This is a genomic window from Pseudomonas sp. P4_B3, assembly GCF_056402295.1.
Window position 1 is genome coordinate 146,146 of sequence record NZ_JBFUHR010000007.1, and the last position, 22,841, is coordinate 168,986.

The 22,841-nt window shown below is 59.4% G+C and carries 18 protein-coding genes; 9 read left to right on the plus strand and 9 right to left on the minus strand.

The window, feature by feature from the left end:
* Positions 1 to 14 precede the first annotated feature (14 nt).
* The 3 genes from AC1DWG_RS09490 (at position 15) to groL (ending at position 2,729) form a co-directional block, all read left to right on the plus strand.
* Positions 15 to 491 (plus strand): FxsA family protein, encoded by a 477-nt coding sequence (locus AC1DWG_RS09490; protein WP_223459973.1) that lies wholly within the window; start codon positions 15 to 17, stop codon positions 489 to 491.
* 248 nt (positions 492 to 739) lie between these two features.
* Complete coding sequence (locus tag AC1DWG_RS09495; RefSeq protein WP_047532658.1) at positions 740 to 1,033, plus strand: co-chaperone GroES; 294 nt, start codon at positions 740 to 742, stop codon at positions 1,031 to 1,033.
* Positions 1,034 to 1,082: 49 nt separating this feature from the next.
* On the plus strand, positions 1,083 to 2,729 hold the full coding sequence (gene groL, locus AC1DWG_RS09500) for a chaperonin GroEL (RefSeq protein WP_150728305.1): 1,647 nt from the start codon (positions 1,083 to 1,085) through the stop codon (positions 2,727 to 2,729).
* Between the two features lie 94 nt (positions 2,730 to 2,823).
* Here groL and AC1DWG_RS09505 read toward each other — a convergent pair whose 3' ends face one another.
* Entirely contained in the window at positions 2,824 to 3,567 is a 744-nt protein-coding gene (locus AC1DWG_RS09505; RefSeq protein ID WP_477762718.1) for a phosphatase PAP2 family protein, read from the minus strand.
* Between the two features lie 54 nt (positions 3,568 to 3,621).
* The gene (locus tag AC1DWG_RS09510; protein WP_477752686.1) at positions 3,622 to 5,571 is read right to left on the minus strand and encodes an LTA synthase family protein; all 1,950 of its coding nucleotides are present in this window, start codon (positions 5,569 to 5,571) and stop codon (positions 3,622 to 3,624) included.
* A gap of 202 nt (positions 5,572 to 5,773) precedes the next feature.
* Between AC1DWG_RS09510 and colR the strand changes: the two genes are divergently transcribed.
* From colR to AC1DWG_RS09535, 5 genes are all read left to right on the plus strand, one after another.
* Positions 5,774 to 6,457, plus strand: coding sequence for a two-component system response regulator ColR (gene colR, locus AC1DWG_RS09515; RefSeq protein WP_007985839.1), 684 nt, complete (start codon positions 5,774 to 5,776; stop codon positions 6,455 to 6,457).
* Positions 6,447 to 7,721: a sensor histidine kinase gene (locus AC1DWG_RS09520; protein WP_477762719.1), complete on the plus strand. Its 1,275-nt coding sequence runs from the start codon at positions 6,447 to 6,449 to the stop codon at positions 7,719 to 7,721. Before colR ends, AC1DWG_RS09520 begins: the two co-directional genes overlap by 11 nt.
* Before the next feature lie 154 nt (positions 7,722 to 7,875).
* Positions 7,876 to 8,544, plus strand: coding sequence for a class I SAM-dependent methyltransferase (locus AC1DWG_RS09525; protein ID WP_477752704.1), 669 nt, complete (start codon positions 7,876 to 7,878; stop codon positions 8,542 to 8,544).
* A 4-nt stretch (positions 8,545 to 8,548) separates the two neighbouring features.
* A complete protein-coding gene (locus AC1DWG_RS09530) occupies positions 8,549 to 9,262 on the plus strand; it encodes a lipopolysaccharide kinase InaA family protein (RefSeq protein ID WP_477762720.1) in 714 nt (237 codons plus the stop codon).
* A gap of 2 nt (positions 9,263 to 9,264) precedes the next feature.
* Positions 9,265 to 9,492, plus strand: coding sequence for a hypothetical protein (locus tag AC1DWG_RS09535; RefSeq protein WP_477752683.1), 228 nt, complete (start codon positions 9,265 to 9,267; stop codon positions 9,490 to 9,492).
* 108 nt (positions 9,493 to 9,600) lie between these two features.
* Here the strand turns inward: AC1DWG_RS09535 and AC1DWG_RS09540 are convergent, their stop codons facing one another.
* From AC1DWG_RS09540 to AC1DWG_RS09570, 7 genes are all read right to left on the minus strand, one after another.
* The gene (locus tag AC1DWG_RS09540; RefSeq protein ID WP_477787690.1) at positions 9,601 to 12,633 is read right to left on the minus strand and encodes a multidrug efflux RND transporter permease subunit; all 3,033 of its coding nucleotides are present in this window, start codon (positions 12,631 to 12,633) and stop codon (positions 9,601 to 9,603) included.
* A 13-nt stretch (positions 12,634 to 12,646) separates the two neighbouring features.
* Positions 12,647 to 13,795: an efflux RND transporter periplasmic adaptor subunit gene (locus AC1DWG_RS09545; protein WP_477752681.1), complete on the minus strand. Its 1,149-nt coding sequence runs from the start codon at positions 13,793 to 13,795 to the stop codon at positions 12,647 to 12,649.
* A 197-nt stretch (positions 13,796 to 13,992) separates the two neighbouring features.
* A complete protein-coding gene (locus AC1DWG_RS09550) occupies positions 13,993 to 15,093 on the minus strand; it encodes a DUF1513 domain-containing protein (protein ID WP_477787691.1) in 1,101 nt (366 codons plus the stop codon).
* Between the two features lie 14 nt (positions 15,094 to 15,107).
* A complete protein-coding gene (locus tag AC1DWG_RS09555; RefSeq protein WP_477787692.1) occupies positions 15,108 to 16,172 on the minus strand; it encodes an imelysin family protein in 1,065 nt (354 codons plus the stop codon).
* A 27-nt stretch (positions 16,173 to 16,199) separates the two neighbouring features.
* Positions 16,200 to 17,627 (minus strand): di-heme oxidoreductase family protein, encoded by a 1,428-nt coding sequence (locus AC1DWG_RS09560; RefSeq protein ID WP_477787693.1) that lies wholly within the window; start codon positions 17,625 to 17,627, stop codon positions 16,200 to 16,202.
* A 280-nt stretch (positions 17,628 to 17,907) separates the two neighbouring features.
* A complete protein-coding gene (locus tag AC1DWG_RS09565; protein WP_477762725.1) occupies positions 17,908 to 19,245 on the minus strand; it encodes an imelysin family protein in 1,338 nt (445 codons plus the stop codon).
* A gap of 237 nt (positions 19,246 to 19,482) precedes the next feature.
* Positions 19,483 to 21,534: a putative bifunctional diguanylate cyclase/phosphodiesterase gene (locus tag AC1DWG_RS09570; protein WP_477762726.1), complete on the minus strand. Its 2,052-nt coding sequence runs from the start codon at positions 21,532 to 21,534 to the stop codon at positions 19,483 to 19,485.
* A gap of 940 nt (positions 21,535 to 22,474) precedes the next feature.
* Here AC1DWG_RS09570 and AC1DWG_RS09575 point away from each other — a divergent pair.
* Positions 22,475 to 22,738, plus strand: coding sequence for a DUF6124 family protein (locus AC1DWG_RS09575; protein WP_477787694.1), 264 nt, complete (start codon positions 22,475 to 22,477; stop codon positions 22,736 to 22,738).
* Positions 22,739 to 22,841 lie beyond the last annotated feature (103 nt).

Consider the following 22,841-nt stretch of genomic DNA (forward strand, 5'->3'; position numbering starts at 1 on the left):
TGAGGAATCATTTGATGCGCCCTTTTTTGTTGCTCTTTCTGCTGTTCCCGGTGTTAGAGCTGTTCGTATTCGTCAAGGTGGCAGGGTCGATCGGGTTTTTCCCGGCCCTGCTGCTGATCATTCTCGGCTCGATGTTCGGTGTGTTCGTGCTGCGCGTCGCCGGCCTGGCCACGGCCCTGCGTGCCCGTGAGAGCCTGAACCGCGGCGAGCTGCCGGCCCAGACCATGCTCGAAGGCCTGATGCTGGCATTGGCCGGCGGCCTGTTGATTCTTCCCGGTTTCATCAGCGATGTGATCGGCCTGTTCATGCTGCTGCCGTTCAGTCGTCGCCTGCTGGCGGGTAAAATGCGCCAGCGCGCCGAAGAGCAGGCCATGCGTCAGCGAGCGTTCGCCGATGACCTCCAGGCCCGTGGCGGCCCGGCACCTCGCGAGCCGCTGGGCCGCGAGCCCAACGTGATCGAAGGCGAGTTCGAACACCGCGATACCAAGTAATAAGCACATCGACACGGCACCTTCGGGTGCCGTGTTCGTTTGCGGGGCAGCGAACTGAAATTTTTTCGATCCTCGCCCTTGTAATAAGCTTATGCGCCCTTATGTAACGGTCACCGCAAGGTTTCTGGCGAACACGCCAGACAGACTTCCGCGGTTCGCTTGACGAACCGCACCCGGCATCGCCGGACTTTGTTAAACCCGCCGGGACTACACCGGCCGATGAAAACCACAATTAGGAGAGATCGACAATGAAGCTTCGTCCTCTGCATGACCGCGTCGTCATCCGTCGCAGCGAAGAAGAAAAGAAAACCGCTGGCGGTATCGTCCTGCCAGGTTCGGCTGCTGAAAAAGCCAACAGCGGCGAAATCCTCGCTGTAGGCACCGGCCGCGTACTGGACAACGGTGAAGTGCGCGCACTGGCCGTGAAAGTGGGCGATAAGGTTGTGTTCGGTCCTTACTCCGGCAGCAACACTGTGAAAGTCGACGGCGAAGACCTGCTGGTAATGAGCGAGAACGAAATCCTCGCTGTTATCGAAGGCTGATACCCCCGTTCATTTTCCGCTACTACAAAGTATTTAAGGAATATCGATCATGGCTGCTAAAGAAGTTCTGTTTGGCGATTCCGCCCGCAAGAAAATGCTCAAAGGCGTCAACGTCCTGGCTGACGCAGTAAAAGCGACCCTGGGCCCGAAAGGCCGTAACGTGATCATCGAGAAGAGCTTCGGCGCTCCGACCATCACCAAGGACGGCGTTTCCGTCGCCAAAGAAATCGAACTGGAAGACCGTTTCGAAAACATGGGCGCGCAGCTGGTCAAAGACGTTGCCTCCCGTGCCAACGATGACGCTGGTGACGGTACTACCACCGCTACCGTTCTGGCTCAGTCGATCGTCAACGAAGGCCTGAAAGCCGTCGCTGCCGGCATGAACCCGATGGATCTGAAGCGCGGCATCGACAAGGCGACCATCGCCATCGTCAAAGAGCTGAAAAACCTGTCCAAGCCATGCGCTGACACCAAGGCCATCGCTCAGGTTGGCACCATCTCGGCCAACTCCGACAACTCCATCGGCGACATCATTGCCGAAGCCATGGAAAAAGTCGGTAAAGAAGGCGTGATCACCGTTGAAGAAGGCACTGGCCTGGAAAACGAACTGTCGGTTGTAGAAGGCATGCAGTTCGACCGTGGCTACCTGTCCCCGTACTTCGTCAACAAGCCGGAAACCATGGTTGCCGAGCTGGACAACCCGCTGGTTCTGCTGGTCGACAAAAAGATCTCGAACATCCGCGAAATGCTGCCAGTGCTGGAAGCCGTTGCCAAAGCCGGCCGTCCGCTGCTGATCGTTTCCGAAGACGTTGAAGGCGAAGCCCTGGCGACTCTGGTCGTGAACAACATGCGTGGCATCGTTAAAGTCGCAGCCGTCAAGGCTCCAGGCTTCGGCGACCGCCGCAAGGCCATGCTGCAGGACATCGCCGTTCTGACCGGCGGTACCGTTATCTCCGAAGAGATCGGCCTGAGCCTGGAAGCAGCCACCCTGGAAAACCTGGGCAGCGCCAAGCGCGTGACCATCTCCAAGGAAAACACCATCATCGTTGACGGTGCTGGCGTAGCAGGCGACATCGAGTCCCGCATTGCTCAGATCCGTGCTCAGGTTGCCGAAACTTCCTCGGACTACGACCGTGAAAAACTGCAAGAGCGTCTGGCCAAGCTGTCCGGCGGCGTTGCAGTGATCAAGGTTGGCGCTGGTTCCGAAGTAGAAATGAAAGAGAAAAAAGCCCGCGTTGAAGACGCTCTGCACGCAACCCGTGCAGCCGTTGAAGAAGGCGTGGTACCTGGCGGTGGCGTTGCGCTGATCCGCGCTCTGGAAGCAATCCTCGACCTGAAAGGCGACAACGCCGACCAGGACGTGGGTATCGCCGTACTGCGTCGTGCCATCGAAGCACCGCTGCGTCAGATCGCTGCCAACAGCGGTGACGAGCCAAGCGTTGTGGTCAACGAAGTCAAGAACGGCAAAGGTAACTTCGGTTACAACGCTGCGACTGGCGAATACGGCGACATGATCGAAATGGGTATCCTGGATCCGACCAAGGTCACCCGTTCCGCGTTGCAAGCTGCATCGTCGATCGGCGGTCTGATCCTGACCACCGAAGCCGCGGTAGCTGATGCACCGAAGAAAGACGGCGGTGCTGGTGGCGGTATGCCAGACATGGGCGGCATGGGTGGCATGGGCGGCATGATGTAAGCCAGCCTTACCCCTGTACGAAAAAACCCCGCCTGCGAAAGCAGGCGGGGTTTTTTATTGTCTTTTACAAACATCAAAGTCAAAAGATCTTCTATCAAGCCCTGACCGGTTCGGCCTTGCCTGCTCGTTCAACGCTGGATGCAGGTCGATACAGAATCCAGTAATACGACCCCAGACAAATCAGCCAGCAGAACACTGCCGTCCACACGTTGTGCGAGAAGAAGTGCGCGCCCTGCATCATCCGCCCGATGGAAAACACCGAGCCGAGGGCGAAGGCGAAGACAAACGCTGCGCGAGCCATGCGCGGGCGACGGTCACGCAATACGAAAAACAGGGCAAACAGGGTGAAACCGGTGGCCGCATGGCCGCCGGGCCAGCAACGTCCCGGTTTTTCGGTGTGCGGGCGAGGGCTCAGCAATTCGCTGTACGTCTCGTGACCGCCGAATTGCTCAAGGCTCCAGGGGCATTGCACCGCGGTCACCGCTTTCATGGGCGTGACAAAGGAAGTCGCCAGGCCCAGGGACAGCACCAGACAACCCAGTTCGCGCTTGTACGGCTTGAGTTTGGCCATGAAGAACGAAGCGATGTAGCCGAGGATGGCGAACACCGAAAATGCAATGACGACCTGCTTGGCGCGGGTATGCAGGATGTTTTCCAGGAAGTAACTGTGCCGTCCGATGAAGTCCCCCGCGACCGGGTCGTAGAACAGCTTGGCAAGGTCCATGTCCAGTGAGGTCAGTTCGAGCAACACCAGAATGATCGCCGCAACGGCGGGAACCCCCAGGCACACCCAGAAGTTGAGTGGGCGAGGGGCAGGGCGGACAGCGGTTGATGACATGGTGGATCCTGAACAAAGGAAAAAGCCCCGGGGCATCAGCCCGGGGCGATTCGGTTAACGTTCGCCGACTTGACCGGCACCCTCCTTGGGCGCCTTCCAGCCAAGCAGCTGTTGCTTGAAGCCATAACTGGCGGTTTGGTAATAGGTGATGGCGCGGGTAATCAGCGGGTCATCGGCGGTCGACCGGGACTCGCGGCTTTCGGTCAGTGCGTCATCGTGACGACGCAATCCCTGGCGTGGGCTCAAAATTGCCAGGTCCTTGCCGTCAAACAACCCCAGGTGCTGGTAGTTACCAACCACCACGCGTGGCGGCAGCGGGTTGTCCTGCAACAGGTTACGGCCAAAGAACGTCGATTCATAATCCAGATTGAGCAAGCCCAGCAGCGTTGGCGCCAGATCGATCTGGCTGGCCAGCTGTGCCGTTTCCCGAGCTTCGATCAACTTGGGCGCGTAGATGAACAGCGGAATCTGATAGTTGGCGATAGGCAAGTCTTCCTTACCGGCGCTGCCTGCGGTGTGGTCGGCGACAAAGACGAAGATTGTATTGTCAAACCAGGGTTTTTGACGCGCCTGATCGAGAAACTGACCGATGGCGTAGTCGGTGTATTTCACCGCGCCGTCACGGCCGTTGCCGGACTTGATGTCGATCCGGTTGTCCGGATAGGTGTAAGGGCGATGGTTGGACGTCGTCATCAGCTGCAGCAGGAATGGCTGCTGCCTGGCATAGTCGGCATCGGCCAGTTTCAGGGTCTGGTTGTAGAGATCCTCGTCTGCCATGCCCCAGGCATTCTTGAAGTGAATCTCCGACTCCTCGACGCTGCTCTGGTCTACAACGCGATAACCATTGCCACTGAAGAACGCATTCATGTTGTCGAAGTAACCGCGGCCGCCGTAAACAAACACGCTGTCGTAGCCCACGGCATTGAGTTGCTGGCCAAGGCTGGCAAAGCCGCTTTCACGACCCACGCGCTTGACGATCGAGCGACCCGGTGTCGGCGGAATCGCCAGGGTGATGGCTTCCAGGCCTCGGTCGGTGCGGGTGCCGGTGGCGTAGAAGTTATTGAAATACAGGCTCTGCTTGCGCAAGGCATCAAGGTAGGGGGTCAGGTTACGGGTGTCACCGTTGCTGCCCATGTACTTGGCGCTGAAGCTTTCAATGGTGACCAGTACGATGTTGGGCTTGCGCGGTGTGCCCGGGTTATCGATTTGCCGACGGATGTCCTGCGGGTCCTGGCCAACGAAGCGGGCATTGGGTTCTGCCAGTTCGGCGCGAATCTGCTGGGCAACGACTGCCTCCGGCAGCGTTTTGTAGAACTGCGGGTAGTCCAGTTCGTTGTTACGGAACGCGGCGAAGAACTGGTAGGGACCATTGCTCGCCAGTTCGTTCTGATAGGCATTGCCGCCCTGGGCGCGCGGGGCATCCTGGCTGAGCAACTGCATGCTCAGGCCGGCGACGATCAACAAACCGAGAGCATTCAGTAAGCGGCCGCGTAGGGGCGGCAATGGCGCATCAAGTGCGGCGTTGAAGAATTTGCGCAATGCAAGACTCAGGACCACGGCCAGCACGGCGAGAATGCTCAGCAGCGTGCCGATCGGGTATGACTCCAGCAGGTTGTTCAGTACTTCGTCGGAATACACCAGGTAGTCGACGGCGATGAAGTTGAAGCGCACGCCGAATTCATCCCAGAACAGCCACTCGGCCACCGAGGTGAACAGCATCGCGAACAGACTGACGGTCAGCAGACCCTGAAGAAACCAGCGATGGCCACGAGTGCGCCACAAGGCCGGCGGACACAGCAACAGGTAGAGGCCCATGGGCAGCGCTGCGTAAGCGATAAAACCCATGTCGTAAAGCAGGCCGATACCAAACACCGACAGGAAGCCGCTACCGGCCTCATTCAGATGAGTGAGGAGCAGGACTGTTCGAGTCAGAAAAAAAATTGCCAGCCAGGAGCCGGTCACCAGCAGCAAAAAGCGCATGGGTGCCGTCTTCAAATAGTCCATTTTCTATATTCCTTATTATCAATCGCGTGACAGTCTTCACCGCCCGCTGTAGGGAGCGTGTGAATCGATAGTGAAAAACTCGTCAATCATACCTGTTGGTTGAGTGAATTGATCCATGCACAGCCTTCCCCTAGCCGTGGGCCACACTTGGCCTTAAGCTGCGCGGGCCATGACGGCCGTTACTGTGGACGGAGAGATACCCATGCGAATTCTATTGGTTGAAGACAACCGCGATATCCTGGCCAACCTGGCCGATTACCTGGGGCTCAAAGGCTATACCGTGGATTGCGCGCAGGACGGTCTGTCGGGTCTGCATCTGGCGGCCACCGAGCATTACGATTTGATCGTGCTCGATATCATGCTACCCGGCATCGATGGCTACACCCTGTGCAAGCGCCTGCGCGAAGATGCCCGCCGCGAAACGCCGGTGATCATGCTCACGGCCCGCGATCAACTGGATGACCGCCTGCAAGGCTTCAAGTCCGGCGCCGATGACTACCTGATCAAACCGTTCGCCCTGTCTGAGCTGGCGGCGCGTATCGAAGCGGTCATGCGCCGTACCCAGGGCGGCGGACGGCGGACCTTGCAGGTCGGCGACCTGAGCTATGACCTCGACACCCTGGAAGTCACTCGCGAAGGCCGGTTGCTGAAACTCAACCCGGTCGGCCTGAAGCTGCTGGCCGTGTTGATGCAGAAAAGCCCGCATGTATTGCGCCGTGAAATTCTTGAAGAAGCCCTGTGGGGCGACGACTGCCCGGACAGCGACAGCCTGCGCAGCCATGTCCACCAACTGCGCCAGGTGATCGACAAACCGTTCGCCAAGCCATTGCTGCAAACCGTGCACGGTGTGGGGTATCGCTTGGCCGAGGGGCGTGATGGAGTTTAAGCAGAGCCTTTCTCAACGAATCATCATTGCCTTTGCGCTGATGAGCGCACTGGTGGCGGGTGCCTTTGCCATGGGCATTGTGGCGACCGTGCACCTGGTGGAAGAAAAACTGATTTCGGCAGGTCTGGGTGGCGATTTGCAGCGCCTGTTGCTGATGGACAGTGTCACGGACTGGCGCCATCGTCCCGAACCGGACCAATTGTTCTACTTCAGCAGCGGGCCAGGCGATTTCAGATTGCCCAAGGATTTGCGGCACCTGGAGCCGGGTTTCCATGAAGTGTTCCGTGAAAACCTGTCGTACCACGCCATGGTCGAAATCGTCGACGGCCGACGTTACGTGCTGTTGCAGGACCAGAGCGACTTCGAAGAGCGTGAGCGGGTGCTGTTTGCCGTGGCGCTGGTGGGTTTCGTACTGAGCCTGGTGCTGGCGGTGTTTCTCGGCTGGGTCCTGGCACGCAAGGTCATGGCGCCGGTGGTACGGTTGGCCCGCCAGGTACGCCATCGTGATCAACTGCTGGGTTTGGCTCCTCCGTTGGCTCCGGACTATGCCGCTGACGAAGTGGGCGAACTGGCCGTGGCCTTCGACGCCACCCTCGGGCGCTTGCGTCAGGCCTTGACCCGCGAGCGGTTGTTCACCAGCGACGTCAGCCACGAATTGCGTACGCCCCTGATGATATTGGCCAGTTCCTGCGAGTTGTTGCTGGAAAACCCCGGTATCGATCAGCGCGGCCGCGCTCAGGTCGAGCGCATTGCCCGAGCGTGTGAAGAAATGCGTGAGCTGGTGCAAACCTTCCTGATGCTGGCCCGTGCCCAACGCGAAGACGCCAGCATGTCGCCGCAACAGTCCCTTAGCCAGGTGGCCGAGGGCCTGCTCGGTCTGTGGCGTGAACCTATCGAAAGCAAAGGGTTGGAGCTGATCTTCGAACCGGGCAACCCCGAGGCCAAGGGCTACAATGCGACGTTCTTGCACGCGGTGATGGGTAACTTGCTGCGCAATGCCTTGCATTACACCGAGCAGGGCTTCATCCGCCTGACCCTGACGGGTACGGGCTTTCTGGTCGAAGACAGTGGTGTGGGCATTCCCGAGGAAAAACGCGAGGCGATGTTCGAACCCTTCGTCCGGGGCACTGAAAAGCGTGGGGAAGGCTTGGGCCTGGGGCTTTCACTGGTGCAGCGGATCTGTGAAAACCAGGGCTGGAGCGTCGGCCTGACAACCATGGAGCCCAATGGCTGCCGTTTTCAGGTGGAGTTGTCGCGAACTTGAACAGTTGAGTCGGGCGTCCAGTAAACCCTATCAATTCTGTAAAGCTCTGTAATACTTCCAGGTTTCCCATTACGAACTTTTCACAAATGGATCACCTGTCAACGACACCACGAAACCTAAGGTGGTTGCTATCAGAAGTTCAGGAGCCCTGATGATGGACGGCCCGATCAAGCTCGATTTCTCCGAAAAGTACGACGATCAACACGCGCAACGTTATCTGCACAAACACCAGGAAGGTCTCGGCCGTCGATTGTCCCATTGGCGTGACGAACAACTGGCGCGCAAGGCGCTGGCCCTGGTTGGCGAGCCTGGCCTGGTCCTCGATTTGCCGTGTGGTGCAGGGCGTTTCTGGCCCTTGCTGGCGGAAAAATCCAACCGCGTGATCATCGGTGCCGATAACTCGCAGTCCATGCTGAAGATCGCAACCCAGGCGCAACCTGCCGACGTGGTGAAACGGGTACAACCCTTGCACACGTCTGCATTCGACATCGCCTTGCCGGACAACGCCGTCGACAGCATTTTTTGCATGCGCTTGCTCCACCACATCGGTGAAGCCGAGCATCGCATGGCTATCTTGCGCGAATTCGAGCGAGTTTCCCGTGACAGCGTGATCCTTTCGCTATGGGTCGATGGCAACTTCAAGGCCTGGAAACGCAAGCGTTCGGAGAAAACCCGTGGGCAGGAAGGTTACCAAAACCGGTTTGTGTTACCGGCCGCTACCGTAGAAAAGGAATTTGAGCAGGCGGGTTTCCGCATCCAGGAACAACTGGACTTTTTGCCGCTCTATGCGATGTGGCGAGTTTACGTATTACGCAAGAGGTAACAGGATGGCAGTGCAGTGTGCAGCAGAAACGGAAGTCGCTCCCCAGGACCGCTTCGATTACTTTTGGAATCAGCGCGGTGAATGGGTGGAGGAACCCAACGTCCGTCGCGGCGGGGAAAGCGGCGTTCAACGCCTGATGGGCAGTGATGGTCAGCTGCTCTACGTCAAGCGCCAGACCGGGCATATCCATCGTAGCTGGCAGCACCCCTTCGGGCGGCCTACGGTACTGCGCGAGCATGCTGCGCTCATCGGTGTGACCGCGCTTGGCGTACGGGTTCCGCAAATCGTTTTCTGCGGCGCACAGCGCGACCCTGTGCACAAGTGGCGTGCCTTGCTGCTCACCAAGTCGCTGGACGGCTTCGAGGAAATCGATCGCTGGTACGCCGGTGGCGGTCGCGAGCGTCATGGTGAAGCCATAAACGACCGAGTGCTCAAGGACCTGGCTGAAAACCTGGCTCGCATGCACAAGGGCCGCTGGCAGCACGGTTGCCTTTACGACAAGCACGTATTCGTTCGCGTGACCGGTGAGGGCGAGACGGCCAAGGTCGAAGTGGCCCTGATCGATCTGGAGAAATGCCGACGGCGTTTGACCGCCAATCGTGCAGCTGTCCATGACTTGAAGCAGTTGCGTCGCCACTCGTCGTTCAGCGCGGCAGACTGGAAAAAGCTGGTCTATTTTTATGAGACGGCGTTTGGCAGCGCCATCAAGGGTTTATAGCGATGAAACTCGAAATTGCACGAGGTTTGTTTCTGGTAGGAGCCTTGGCAGTTGCATCAATCGCGATGGCAACCTGGGAGCAACCGCGCCCCCGGGTTCTCAGCTCGATAAGCGCAGAAGAACATTGTCCATTGCCACGGGTTGCAAAGGCATCCGTGGCCACTCGACCCGATCATGATCTGTTGTTGTTCATGTTCGGACTTTCTCAAGGATTGAGGCCGCAAAATTGAACCGATTGAAGCCCAAATGAAAGGCCTCGCTGATGCGAGGCCTTTTTTTTTATTGCCCGGTGCAGGAGCAAGTCGGATCGCCGCATCGCTGCTCCCACAAGGTTATGATTATTCTTGAGGTTTATCGGGTTTGGCCAGCAACGTGTAGATGCAGGGCAACACAAACAGGGTGAACAACGTGCCGATCGACATGCCCGTCGCGATGACCGTGCCGATGTCGAACCGGCTGACTGCGCCAGCACCGGTGGCGATGATCAATGGCACCATGCCGAACACCATCGCCGCGGTGGTCATCAAGACCGGTCGCAGCCGGATGGCCGCCGCTTCCTCTACCGCTTCCCGTGCCGTCAGGCCCTTGTCCTTGCGTAGCTGGTTGGCGAACTGGACGATCAGAATGCCGTGCTTGCTGATCAGCCCGATCAACGTCACCAACCCGACCTGGGTGTAGATGTTCATGCTCGACCAACCCAGGAACAGCGGAATCAATGCGCCGCAGATGGACAGGGGCACGGTGACCAGGATCACCAGCGGGTCGCGGAAGCTTTCGAACTGGGCCGCCAGCACCAGGAAAATGATCGCCAGTGCCAAGGCAAAGGTGACCCATAGGGCACTGCCTTCCTGAACGTACTGCCTCGATGCTCCGGCGTAGTCGAAGGCAAAGCCGGCGGGTGCCTCTTCCCGGGCGATCTGGCGCACGAGGTCGATGGCTTCCCCCATGCTCACCAGCGGTACTCCGGACAGGATGGCCGAGTTGAGTTGCTGGAACTGGTTCAGTTGTCGCGGTCGAGCACGGTCGGTGATGGTGATCAGGGTCGACAATGCCAACAGCTCGCCCTTGGTGTTTTTCACGTAGTAATTGTTCAGCCAGTCCGGATTGTCACGGAACGGCCGTTCGACCTGGGCAATGACTTTGTAGCTGCGACCTTCAATGGTGAAACGGTTGATCTCGGCTTCACCCAGCAGGGTCGCCAGGGTTCCCCCCAGATCCTGCATGGAAACCCCCATCTGCGCGGCCTTGGCGCGGTCGATATCCACCACCACTTCCGGCTTGTCGAAGGCCAGGTCAACGTGGACAAACGCAAACTTGCCGGATTCCTTCGCCCGTTTTTTTACCCGGTCGGCCACCTGCAGCAGCAACTCGTAATCGTTGGCGGAGTTGATGACGAACTGGAACGGCACACCTTCGCCGGTGCCCGGCAGGGACGGCAGGTTGAAGCCGAAAATCTGCAACCCCGTGATCTTTTCCAGTTTGGCCTGCACCTTGGGCAGGATCGCCATTTGCGTGCGACTGCGCTCGTTCCACGGCTTGAGCAGGAAACCGCCGATACCCGATTGTACGCCGTTGAAACCGTTGATCTGGAAGGACGAGTAGTACTCCGGAAACGCCTTGAAGATCGAGATGAACTCGTCGGTGTAGGTGTTCAGGTAGTCGAGGTTGGTCGGTTGCGGGGCGTTGGCTATCATGAAAATGATGCCCTGGTCCTCATCCGGCGCCAGTTCCGATTTGGTGAATTTGAGAAAGACCGGAATCAGGCACAACACGATCACGGCGAACACCAGCACCACCGGCCGGGTGTTTAGGGTGCCGTGAAGCAGGCTCTGGTAGCGGCGCTTGAGTCTTTCGAAAATCATGTCCAGGCGATGGGCCAGGCCACTGGGGTTCTCGTCGTGGCGCAGCAGAAACGCACACATCATCGGCGACAGGGTCAGGGCGACGATACCGGAAATCACCACCGCGCCGGCCAGGGTCAGGGCGAACTCCTTGAACAGCGCCCCGGTCAGGCCGGTCAGGAAGCCGATCGGTGCATATACCGCGGCCAGGGTGATGGTCATCGAGACCACCGGCATGGCGATTTCCCGGGCGCCTTCAATGGCGGCGTCGAGCGGTGTCTTGCCTTCCTCGATGTGGCGATGAATGTTTTCCACCACCACGATGGCGTCGTCCACCACCAGGCCGATGGCCAATACCATTGCCAGCAGGGTGAGCAGGTTGATGGAGTACCCCATCATCTGCATGAAGAACATGACGCCGATCATCGACAGCGGGATGGTCACCACCGGGATCACCACCGAACGCAGGGCGCCGAGGAACAGGAACACCACCACGATCACGATCAGCACCGCTTCGAACAGGGTTTTCACCACTTCGTCGATCGAGGCCTGGATGAACAGGGTGGCGTCGTAGGCGATCTCACCCTTGAGGTTCGGCGGTAGCTGGGCCTCCAGGTCCGGCATGATCTTGCGCACTTCCTTGATCACTTCCAGCGGGTTGGCACCGGGCGTCGCCTTGATGCCGATGTACACCGAAGGGGTGCCACCGAACGAGCTGATGGTGTCGTAGTTTTCCGCACCCATTTCCACACGCGCCACATCGCGCAGCAACACACGGCTGTCGCCATCGACCTTGAGCGCAATCGCCCCGAAGGCTTCGGCGGACTTGAGTTCGGTATTGGCGTTGATGCTGGTGACCACGTATTCGCCTTTCACCTCGCCGGCGGCCGAGAGGAAGTTGTACTGGCGCACCGCGTTGGTCACATCGCTGGCACTGAGGCCGAAACCAGAGAGCTTCATCGGGTCCAGCCATAGGCGCATGGCAAAGACCTGGTTGCCGAGGATCTCGGCTTCGGCCATGCCGGGCAAGGTTGCCAGTTTCGGCTGGATCACCCGCGACAGGTAATCGGTAATCTGCGGGTTGCTCAATTCCTTGCTGAAAAAGCTCATGTACATCAGCACTGACGCATCGGCAGATTGTTTGCTCAGCACCGGGTCTTCAGCGTCCTGGGGCAGCTGGCTCTTGACCTCGTTGGCCTTGGCCAGCAGTTCGGTAAACAGACGGTCGCTGTTGGAGCCGACGTGCGCGTAGATCGAGATCACCGAAAAGTTCTGGCGACTCACCGAGGTCATGTAGTCGATGCCCTCGGCGCTGGCCAGGCTTTGCTGCATCGGTTGGGTGATGTAGCCCTGGATGGTCTCGGCGTTGGCCCCGGGGTAGGCGGTGGTCACCGTGATCAGGGCGTTTTCCATTTGCGGATACTGGCGCAGGGGCAGCTTGCCCCAGGCCTGGAAGCCCAGCAGCACAATCAGCAGGCTGACCACGGTTGCGAGAACCGGGCGGCGGATGAACGGGTCGGTAAAAGCCATGGGGATTCCTTGATCAGTCCGCGCGTGGCGGGCTGTTCCGCTCGGCCAGGGTCTTGTCGTCGCTGATGGCAATGTGTGCGCCGTTGTCCAGTTTGAGCTGGCCGGCGGTCACCACTTTCTCGCCGCTCTGCACGCCTTTGGTGATCATCACTTGCCCATCGCGGCGTTCGCCGGTTTCGACAAAACGCCGTTCGGCGATCAGCACCGGCTGGCCCTTGTCGTCCTTTTCCGGGCTGCCATCTTCGGCCTTCTTTGGTACGGCCACATACACCGAGTTGCCGTAGAGCGTGTAGGTAATCGCGCTTTCCGGTACCACGATGCGCGGTTGCGGGTCGGGCAGGAGCACCTGGAGGCTGGCGAACATGCCTGGCATCAACTTGCCATCGGGGTTGGCCAGGGCGGCGCGGACCTGCACGTTACGGGTGCTGTTCTCGACTTTGGGGTTGATTGCACTGATGGTGCCGGGGTACTCCTGGGTCGGATACGCCGCGACAATGACCTGCACTGGCTGGCCGAGAGCAATCTTCGGCACCGACTGCTCGGGCACAAAAAAGTCGACATACAGGCTACTGAGGTCTTGCAGGGTGGCGATCATGGTGCCGCTGGCAAGATAGTCGCCAACGTCTACCTGACGAATGCCGATGGTGCCGCTGAAGGGCGCGACGATGCTTTTTTTGCCGAGCGCAGCCTTGAGTTGATTGACCGTGGCCTTGCTTTTTTTCAGCACCGCCGAAAGCCGGTCGAACTCGCCTTTGGAAATCGCCTGGCTGCCGACCAGTTGGCTACCGCGACCGTAATCGAGCTGTGCCAGCCCGAGGTCGGCCAGAGCAGTTTCCAGCAGGGCACTTTCCACGGCGCTGTCGAGGCGCAGGAGTGGTTGACCGGCCTTGACCTTTTGCCCTGACTCGAACTGCAAATCGATGACGGTGCCATCGGTCTCCAGGCTCAGGTCCACGCCTTGCAATGCCTTGAGCGTGCCAACGCTAGGCAGGCGGGCTTGCCATGGGCGCTCGGTGGCGGTGGCCACGGCAACGCTGATGGCCGGTCTGGGCGCAGAGTAGCCTTGAACCATCGTGTAGATCGAGAAGGCTTTGTACGCGGCCAGGACCAGCACAATCAGTAGAACGACACCCAACATGATCAGCATGCGGCGACGCAGCATATCCAGTTCCTTGGAGAGAATCAGGTGAGACAGCGGGGCACATTACCGGGAGTGTAGAGGGTAATCCAACTGCCGTTTTTACATGTTGTGAGGTATTAGAGGGGTGAAAGCCTGAAAAGATTCGCCGCCTTGGGCCGCGCCTGCGGGATGTTCGTCATCTCGCAGGCGCGGCCCAAGGCGGCGATCTTTTCAATGATTTACGCCATCAGATGCAGATGGTTGTCCCAGAGCCCGGCGGGTAGCTCCAGCGGTTTTGCAACAAGGTTTGTCTGGCGACAGTCGTAGTAGCGGCAGCGACCCTGACCCGAGGTCACGACAAAACCATCGGCCACGGCGCCGACCCCGGCGCAATCGGGCAGAGGCGCATCCAGGCGTACTTCACCGCTGTCCAGGTCCCAGATGAAAAAGCGGTTGCCCCGCGGCGCAGTCAACGCCACCAGGCGCAAGTCGCTGTGTACCGCGACGCTGGCGGTGTAGTGCCCCATGGCCTGCAACTGGTGCTCGGGCACCGGGAACGCGACGAAGGGCTGACCGGGCCGCTTGATCGCCAGCAACTCCGACGACTCGTGGGCCGCGCCCATGAACTGCTGGCTGGCGACGATGGTGCCGTCGCTGGCGATGGCCAGATGGCGCACGCTGTTCATCTGCTGGGCGAGGGTTTCCTTGCTCAGCAGGGTGCCGTCACGTTGCATCAGGACCAGGCTCGGTTCCATGGCGTTGAGGTTCATCTCCACCCGGCTTTCGGCCTCGGTGCGAATCCCGCCGTTGGCCACCACCAGGGTTTCGCCATCGGGCATCCACGACACCTGATGGGGACCGAGGCCGTGGGTGGAAATCTCACCGCTGTGCACCAGCCGTTCACCCTCGAATTTGTACACGCCGAGCAGGCCGCGACCCGGATCGGTGGTGTCGTTTTCGGTGGCGTACAGCCAGTCACCGCTGTGGTGAATGACCGCGTGTCCGTAGAAGTGCCGGTTTGGCTGTGACACCACGGTTTGCAGGAGCACGCCGTCGCGCAGGTCGATCAGGTAGCTCTCGGTGCCCGGACGGCGAGCGACGAACAGTGCAATCGGCAGTGTCGGGTGGTTGATGATGTCGTGGCAACGCTGGCCGACCCGGGTGGCGAACACTTGGGAGCCATCCAGGCGATAACCGACGGCGTAATGCTGGCCGTCGGTATCGTCCCGTGCCGAAAGCAACAACGGACTCTGGTCCTTTTGCTTGAACAGCTTCCAGCCGCCCAGCGTCACTGCACCCAGCAGCAAACTACCTAATGTCAGAATCTGGCGTCGCAGCATGGAACTGGCCCTCATCAGTCACCGTCGTTGGCGTTGAAGCCCAGTTGGATGCCCAGTGCCTTGGCCAGATCGGCCTCGTGCAGGCGATGGACGACGTTGAGGCTTTCGTACAGGTCGTTGAGCTGTTGGCGGCCGGCGTCGTCGCCGAGCATTTCGGTCAGCGAGCGTTGGTTGCCGGCGAACAGTTTCAGCGAGGCGGCGTAGGCGGCATCGATCTTGTCGGCCAATGGTTTCTGCTCGCTCGGCAACAGGCTGCGCAGGCCTTTGTTATCCACACCTTCCCAGACTGTCTTGGCGGCCGCGAGGCTGGCTTCGAGGCTGGCCAGGGACGACTGGCTACGCCATGCATCGGCCTGGAACGGTTGCGGCACACCCTTGGTCTGGCGGCCCATCGGCGTGCCGAGTTTTTTCTTCAGGGTGTCGATGGCTGTGACTTGCACACGCAGCAGATCGGCGATCGCTTCGTGGGAGTCCGCGTAGCGCTGGTTCGGGAATTTGCTCATTTGCGCGAGCATGCCGTCGGTGTTGTTCCAGGTTTGCAGAATGTCTTCGGCCAACTGTTTCTGGCGCTCACCGATGGCGACCAGCAGCGGGCAGTATCTGGCCTTCTGCTCAGCGTTGGCCACGTCAGGCTTGCTGTCGAACAGAATGTATTCGTAGGCCGAAAGACCCTGTACCACAACGCTGGACTTGGCCAGGGCGGCGGCATCGATTTGCGGCTGGGCGGTAACCAGTTGTTCGACCTGACGACCGACCAGGTTTTTCTTGTCCGGCCAGAACTGTACTTGCCACGAACGGTTGCCTTCGGCTAATGGCCCGATCAGCAGCGGTTGCAGTTCGGCCCAGGCTTTTTGCGCGTGCAGGAAATCGGCACGAGCGGTTTCCAGGGTTTCCTTGCCTTCGCAGTAGGCGAGGGCGCTGACCGCCAATTGACGGTCGGCTTCAACCCAGCGGGTGTAGGTCGGCAGGATCACCGACTTGGCGATAGCCGACGACGTGACCGCTTGTGGGTCCTGGGGCGAGCAGGCGCCCAGGGCGAGTGCGGCAAGGCTGGTGAACAACAGTTTGGGACGGAACATGTCGGGCTCCCGCGAGTGGAATACGTGTTAAAGGGAATTCAGGAACGCCAGCAACGCAGCGCGTTGCTCGGCATCGAAAGACAAAACCTGTTGCTGCGCCGCTGTCGCCTCGCCGCCATGCCAGAGCACGGCTTCGAGCAGGTTGCGAGCGCGGCCGTCGTGCAGGAACTGGGTGTGGCCGCTGACCGCCTGTGTCAGGCCGATGCCCCACAATGGCGGGGTACGCCATTGGCGGCCGCTGGCCTGGAATTCGCTACGGTTGTCGGCCAGGCCGTCGCCCATGTCATGCAGCAGCAGATCGCTGTACGGGCGAATCACTTGATTGGCCAGTTCAGGTTCGGCGGCGTTGGCGGCGGTGGTGTATTTCGGAGTGTGACAGGACTGGCAGCCCGCCTGATAAAACAGGGACTTGCCGGCCAGCACTTCAGGTGCGTTGACGCCACGACGGGCTGGTACGGCGAGGTTCCGGCTGTAGAACAGCACCAGGCGCAGGATGTTGTCGCTGACATCCGGCTCGCCATTCGGGCCGTTGCCACTGGGTGCTTGTTTGCAAGCCGTTTGCGCGTCCGTGCAGTCATCAAAGGGTCTCAGGCTGGTCGTGAGGCCCATATCACCCGAAAACGCGTGGACATTCTGTTGGTTGAGGTTCGGTTGTCCGGCTTTCCAGCCAAATCGCCCCAGTACGGTCTTTTGCTGGGCATCATCCCAGACCCGGTTCGGTCGTCCGCTGATGCCGTTGTTCGCCTTGGCCTGTGCCTCGGCGTTGGCCAGGATGGCCTCCTCGGGGATCGCTTCGAGCAGACCCAGGCCAATCATCGGTGGCGCCACGCGGGCCGAAAAACGGGTGTCGGGGTGCATCGGGCCGTAGCCCAGCTGGGTGATGTTCAGGCTCGGTTTGCGCAATTCGACTTCGGTGCCATCCTTGAAGCGAACCGGCACGGCGGTGTAATCGACCCGCACTTTGCCTTCGGGCGCCACGCCGGGGACGGACATGTCCTGGAACTGACCGCCGTAGACGGGCTCCGGCACCACGCCGAGCTGTTCGATGACCTTGGCATACACCGGGGCGTCGGGAATCGACAGGCGTACCAGCATCGACACGGCGTTCACATCGTCGGGAGTCGGCGGATGGCCGCGGCCGTCCTTGATGTGGCAGCCCTGGCAGGCATTGGTGTTGAACAGTGGACCGAGGCCATCGCGGGCGGTCGTCGTCGACGGGGCGATCACCCAAGGGCTGCGGAAGAAGCTGTTGCCGACGCTGAAATCCACGCGCCGTGACGGCGGCAGATTCGCCGAGGGCATGGAAAACGCATTCTGATCGGTCTTGCGCACCGTCGCACTGCCGCCGGAGCGGGCTTCACCAGGTTCGGCCTGGGTGAATTTCGGGGCGTCATCGCAGGCACTCAGGCCCAGGGCCAGAAACAGTGCGGACAAGCGAAGAGGCAGCGAGGGCATCAGACATCCTGCAAGACGAGCAAAACAAGGGCGCAAAGTCTAACAGGGGATGGGAATTTGAATAAGAGGAATTATCGTTTGCTTGATGTGGGGCAATTGTCGCGGCCAACCCTGAACCCTGTGGGAGCGAGCCTGCTCGCGATTGCGGTGTGTCATCCAAAACTGATGTCGACTGACACGGCCCCATCGCGAGCAGGCTCGCTCCCACAATGGGCTGTGTATGGCAGATATGAAAAAGGCGACCCGAAGGTCGCCTTATTACTCACTCAGCCAGCGTTGATCAGAATTCGTGATCAGCGTTGTCCGGGTTCAGGTCGTTGATGCCCAGTTTGCCTGCAGCGGCTTCGATCGAACCGGTCTGCTTGACCAAGGACGCGATAGCGTCGCGGACGATCTGGTTGCCCGCGGTGTTGCCAGCGGCGATCAACTGGTCGTAGTGCTCACCCTTGTTGGCGTGGTCGACCATGATCTGGATCTTGGCTTCGGTAGCAGCCAGGTCGTCTTTCAGTGCGGTGTCAGCAGCCGGATCAGCCTTGGCCACCAGGGACGACAGGCTGGCGCCAGTCATTTTGGTGCCGTCGACACGGGAGTATTCGCCCAGGTACACGTTACGAATGCCCTTGGCATCGTAGAAGTGCGAGTTGTGGGTGTTGTCGCTGAAGCAATCCTGTTCGTCTTCCGGGGAGTTGGCTTCCAGGGAAACCTTCATGCGCTCGCCCGCCAGTTCGCCCAGGGACAGGCTGCCCATGCCGAACAGCATTTTGCGCAGGCCGGTTTCAGCCGGTTCCGCTTCCAGGGTGGCGCGGTAGTTGTCGGCCACGTTTGGCTTCCAGTTACCGACCATTTCTTCCAGGTCGCTGACCAGCAGTTGGGTCACGGCTTTCAGGTAGGCACGACGACGATCGTTGTGACCGCCAGTGGCGCCTTTGCCTTCCAGGTAGTCCGAAGCCGGACGGTTGCCGGCGCCAGGGCCGGTGCCGTTCAGGTCCTGGCCCCAGAGCAGGAATTCGATGGCGTGGTAACCGGTGGCGACGTTGGCCTCGGAACCGCCCAGCTCGTTCAGGCTGGCGAGTTTTTCCGGGGTGATGTCTTTGACATCGACCTTGTCTTCGCCGATCTGCACTTCAGTGTTGGCGATGATGTTGGCAGTGGCGCCCGGGTTGCCCAGGGCGTGTTCGTAGGATTTGTCGACGTAGTCGATCAGGCCTTCGTCCAGCGGCCAGGAGTTCAGCTGACCTTCCCAGTCGTCAATGATGGTGTTGCCGAAGCGGAACACTTCGCTCTGCAGGTAAGGCACGCGAGCGGCAACCCAGGCAGCCTTGGCGGCTTTCAGGGTGTCGTCGTTCGGTTTGGCGAGGAAGGCGTCGACGGCGGTTTGCAGGGTCTTCGCGGTGGATTCGGCATCGCTGTAAACGGCGAAAACGATGTCGGCGTAATGGGCGACAACGGCTTTGGCGGCGGCTTCGTCGACTTTACCGGCAGCGGCAGGCGCAGCCGGGGCAGCCGCAGTGCTGGCAGCTGGCGCAGCAGCTTTTTCTTGGTCTTTACCTTCGCCGCAACCGGCGAGGGAAATAGCGATGGCCAACAGACTGGCGGTAGCCAGAGGCATACGAATCATGGCGAACATCCTGCTTCGATAAGGGGTGGAGTGGTGCTATGCGCACGCAAAACTGCGACATAATGCAAATCTTTCGCATTCTGTGTAAAGGGTTGTACCTGTAAATATTTCTTATTCAGGTGGGAGTTGTGTCGTAGATCAAAAGATCGCAGCCTCGTTTCACTCGACAGCTCCTACACAAGCGCGCGGTTCATGTAGGAGCTGTCGAGTGAAACGAGGCTGCGATCTTTTTATTTTCTACAAAATAGCCGCATTGCTGCGTTGGGCCTGCTTCAGGTAAGCGCCCAGTTCCCGTGCTGGCAACGGTTTGCTGTAGTGATAGCCCTGACCTTCGTGGCAGCCTTCGGAGATGATGTAGGCCTCTTGCTCGGCGGTTTCCACGCCTTCGGCAATCACCTGCATGCCGAGGCTCTTGCCCAGCTGGATGATGGCCCGAACGATGGTCGCATCGTCGTCGTCATCGAGCAGGTCCTGAACGAAGCTCTTGTCAATCTTGATCTTGTCCAGCGGCAGGCTCTTCAGATAGCTCAAGGATGAATAGCCGGTGCCAAAGTCATCGATGGCGATCAGCGCGCCGGAGCGGCGCAGGCTGAGCAGGTGCTGGGCCGCCGTGCTGATGTCTTCCATCAGACCGGTTTCGGTGACTTCCAGCTCCAGGCTGCGTGGTGGCAGGCGATACATCTGCAGCAGGTTGTTGACCACCCGTGGCAGTTCGGCGTGGTGCAATTGAACCGTGGACAGGTTTACCGCCATGCGCAGGTCGCTGAAGCCCTGGTCATGCCACTCGCGTAATTGTTTGCAGGCCTGGTCAAGCACCCATTCGCCGATGGCAATGATGGTGCCATTCTGTTCGGCCAGCGGGATGAACAGGTCTGGCGGTACCATACCGTGCTCGGGGTGTTGCCAGCGAATCAGGGCTTCGACGCCCACCACGCGGTTATCGCGATAGCTGATCTGCGGCTGGTAGACGAGGTAGAACTGATTGCGGATCAGTGCATCGCGCAGGTCTTTTTCCAGCTCGCGGCGGCGGCGCATTTCGGTGTCGACGCTGGCGATATAGAACTGATAGCGGTTGCGCGAACGGGTCTTGGCCAGCGTCATGGTCTGCTCGGCCTTTTGCAGCAACTTCTCGGTACTGTCGCCGTCCTCGGGGAACAGAGTGATGCCGATGGTGGCGCGCAGGCGGATCTCCTGATGGTCGAGGGCAAACGCCGCTTCCAGATCATCAAGAATGCTTTGCGCCAGTTCGGCGGCTTCGTAGGGCTGCTCGATATCGGCCTGGACCAGGGCGAACTGGTCGCCACCGAGGCGGGCGAGGGCGCCCAGGCGACCGCTATGACCGCGCAGGCGATCGGCCAGGGCCAGCAACAACTGGTCGCCGGTCTGGTAGCTGAACTGCTCGTTGATGCCCTTGAAGTCATCGAGGCCGACACACAACACCGCGACCCGGCGCTGCAGTTTGCCGGCGTCGATGAGGATCTTGTCCAGTTGCTGCTGCAGTTGCTGCCGGTTCGGCAGTCCCGTCAGGAAATCGTACTGGGACATGCGCAACAGGCTGTTTTCGGCTTCGTGGCGCAGATGGGTATTGCGTTCGATGGATTCGAGCAACTGGTTGGCGGTGTTGATCCAGATGCCCAGTTCGTTTTTCTCGTGGCCCTTGAGCAGCGGAATCTTGTGCTCGCTGGGACGATCCGGATTGATTTCCGTGAGGTGCTCGATGATCCGCGACAGCGGCTTGGTCAGCAGCCAGTGATAGACCAGATACAACACCAGCCCCATGGCGAGCGCGCGCAGTACGCCGGAAATGAAGATGATCACCGAGCTGACAATGAACCCCTGGCCGTAAGTGGCGGTATCGAGGGTGATGCTCAGATCGCCGTAATACTCGCTGTAAGGCCCGCGACCGACCAGTTGGGTGGTGAAGGTGCGTTCCTTGCCAAGAATCGGGTCGGTCAGCCAGCGACTGTGGGAGTGCTGCAACTCGCGGTTTTTTTGCGCGAGCATGGCTTCGTTGGGATGGCCGATGGAGGCCTGGCGCACGGCGTCGTCCTGAAACAGGCCTTCGATGACCTGCATGCCCATTTCCCGGTCCAGGCTATAGACAGCCTGGGTCGAGGGGTCGCGAAACATGTCGAGGATACGCTGGGCATCGCTGGCGACGGCCTGGCGTGTTTTATAGGCATCGAACACAATCTGAGCGCAGCTCAAGACCACGCCGACGATCAATGCCGACAGGAGCACGACCCGCAGCAACTTCACCGACAAGCTGTTCTTGAGTTCCAGCTTCAAAGGGTTATTCCTTGTTCCGTGCGGGTAGCATCAAGTTGCCATGAGTATTGGCAATCCCGTGATGGCAGTCAAAGTGACAATCATCCTTGGGGGATTTTGCCTGCAGCTTGGCCGATTTGCAGTTGTCTTGACGAGTTAGCCTATTAGCACTGTGTCGGTTGTCGAGTCCTTCAACTTGAGGGGCGGGGGTGGAGATATTTTCCTTTTGTTTGATGTTAGTCGTCCGTGGCGTTGGGGCAAGGGGGGCAAGACTTGTTTCATCGTGGGAAATTGTCCTGGGTTGCTCGCTCAGGCGGCCAGATAGCCGACCTGATTTCGCGGATGTATTACTCCGTAGGAGCTGCCGAAGGCTGCGATCTCTTGATCTTGTTTGTAAGTAATAAAGCCAAAAGATCGCAGCCTCGTTGCACTCGACAGCTCCTACAGGGAAATGCGTACGCATGAAGAACCAGGTCTGCCAGCCGACCCGGTTTTTGCAGATGTCCCCAATCCCTGTAGGAGCTGGCTTGCCAGCGATGGCGGCCTGCCAGCCGACCAATTTCCACGCCTCTAAGCTGATCGTTCCCACGCTCCCGCGTGGGAATGCTGCCAGGGACCTCCGTGTTACGTTTTGCGGGTTAACGCGGTGTAGGAAAGCGCCAGAAGTTTCCCACGCAGTTTTCAGGTTGCCCGTCGGAAGCGGACTCAATAGCCTCTGACTGTCGCTGAAAACTCAGCGATCGGGTGTGAGAACCCGGCAAGTCATAGTCATCCAGTGCCAGTATCCGCATAATTGCCGCCAGCTTATCCGCTGTTTGTAAATGCGTTATGGCGGCTGTGTGCGGGCAGACTTTTGTCTGGCCGGGTGCCTATGACCGGTTTTCTCACCTCGCACATAGCTGCCACCTCTTTGCCGTGTGAGAACGGCAATGGGTGGCACCCACCGCATAGGAATATTTCAGTGGATAAGTTAATCCCCGATCCGCCCTTAAATACAGCCAAACCCTACACCCCCAACACCATGTTCATGATCGTCCCGGACATGGATACCGAATCCCTGCTGGCCCACGCTTGTGAGTCACTGGCTTCGGCCAACGTCATGGCGAGTGATTTCGCCACCTTCCTGACCGGCCCCCAGCGCAACACGGCGTTGGTCATTGCGCAGATCATCATGCTGGCGGAACTGGCGGTGAATCGCGCGTTGGATAACGTCGATCCACGGTAGTTGGCAGGCTTGCTCGCGAAGGCGGCGGAACGATCGCCACCGTCCCGTTGCTCATATCCTTCCATAAAAAAACCCGGCATAAGCCGGGTTCTTTTGACTGGCG

Excerpts from the sequence above, each read along its gene's own strand:
- AC1DWG_RS09490 (WP_223459973.1), top strand. The coding sequence starts at position 15 with ATGCGCCCTTTTTTGTTGCTCTTTCTGCTGTTCCCGGTGTTAGAGCTG.
- AC1DWG_RS09495 (WP_047532658.1), top strand. The coding sequence starts at position 740 with ATGAAGCTTCGTCCTCTGCATGACCGCGTCGTCATCCGTCGCAGCGAA.
- groL (WP_150728305.1), top strand. The coding sequence starts at position 1,083 with ATGGCTGCTAAAGAAGTTCTGTTTGGCGATTCCGCCCGCAAGAAAATG.
- AC1DWG_RS09505 (WP_477762718.1), bottom strand. The coding sequence starts at position 3,567 with ATGTCATCAACCGCTGTCCGCCCTGCCCCTCGCCCACTCAACTTCTGG.
- AC1DWG_RS09510 (WP_477752686.1), bottom strand. The coding sequence starts at position 5,571 with ATGGACTATTTGAAGACGGCACCCATGCGCTTTTTGCTGCTGGTGACC.
- colR (WP_007985839.1), top strand. The coding sequence starts at position 5,774 with ATGCGAATTCTATTGGTTGAAGACAACCGCGATATCCTGGCCAACCTG.
- AC1DWG_RS09520 (WP_477762719.1), top strand. The coding sequence starts at position 6,447 with ATGGAGTTTAAGCAGAGCCTTTCTCAACGAATCATCATTGCCTTTGCG.
- AC1DWG_RS09525 (WP_477752704.1), top strand. The coding sequence starts at position 7,876 with ATGGACGGCCCGATCAAGCTCGATTTCTCCGAAAAGTACGACGATCAA.
- AC1DWG_RS09530 (WP_477762720.1), top strand. The coding sequence starts at position 8,549 with ATGGCAGTGCAGTGTGCAGCAGAAACGGAAGTCGCTCCCCAGGACCGC.
- AC1DWG_RS09535 (WP_477752683.1), top strand. The coding sequence starts at position 9,265 with ATGAAACTCGAAATTGCACGAGGTTTGTTTCTGGTAGGAGCCTTGGCA.
- AC1DWG_RS09540 (WP_477787690.1), bottom strand. The coding sequence starts at position 12,633 with ATGGCTTTTACCGACCCGTTCATCCGCCGCCCGGTTCTCGCAACCGTG.
- AC1DWG_RS09545 (WP_477752681.1), bottom strand. The coding sequence starts at position 13,795 with ATGCTGCGTCGCCGCATGCTGATCATGTTGGGTGTCGTTCTACTGATT.
- AC1DWG_RS09550 (WP_477787691.1), bottom strand. The coding sequence starts at position 15,093 with ATGCTGCGACGCCAGATTCTGACATTAGGTAGTTTGCTGCTGGGTGCA.
- AC1DWG_RS09555 (WP_477787692.1), bottom strand. The coding sequence starts at position 16,172 with ATGTTCCGTCCCAAACTGTTGTTCACCAGCCTTGCCGCACTCGCCCTG.
- AC1DWG_RS09560 (WP_477787693.1), bottom strand. The coding sequence starts at position 17,627 with ATGCCCTCGCTGCCTCTTCGCTTGTCCGCACTGTTTCTGGCCCTGGGC.
- AC1DWG_RS09565 (WP_477762725.1), bottom strand. The coding sequence starts at position 19,245 with ATGATTCGTATGCCTCTGGCTACCGCCAGTCTGTTGGCCATCGCTATT.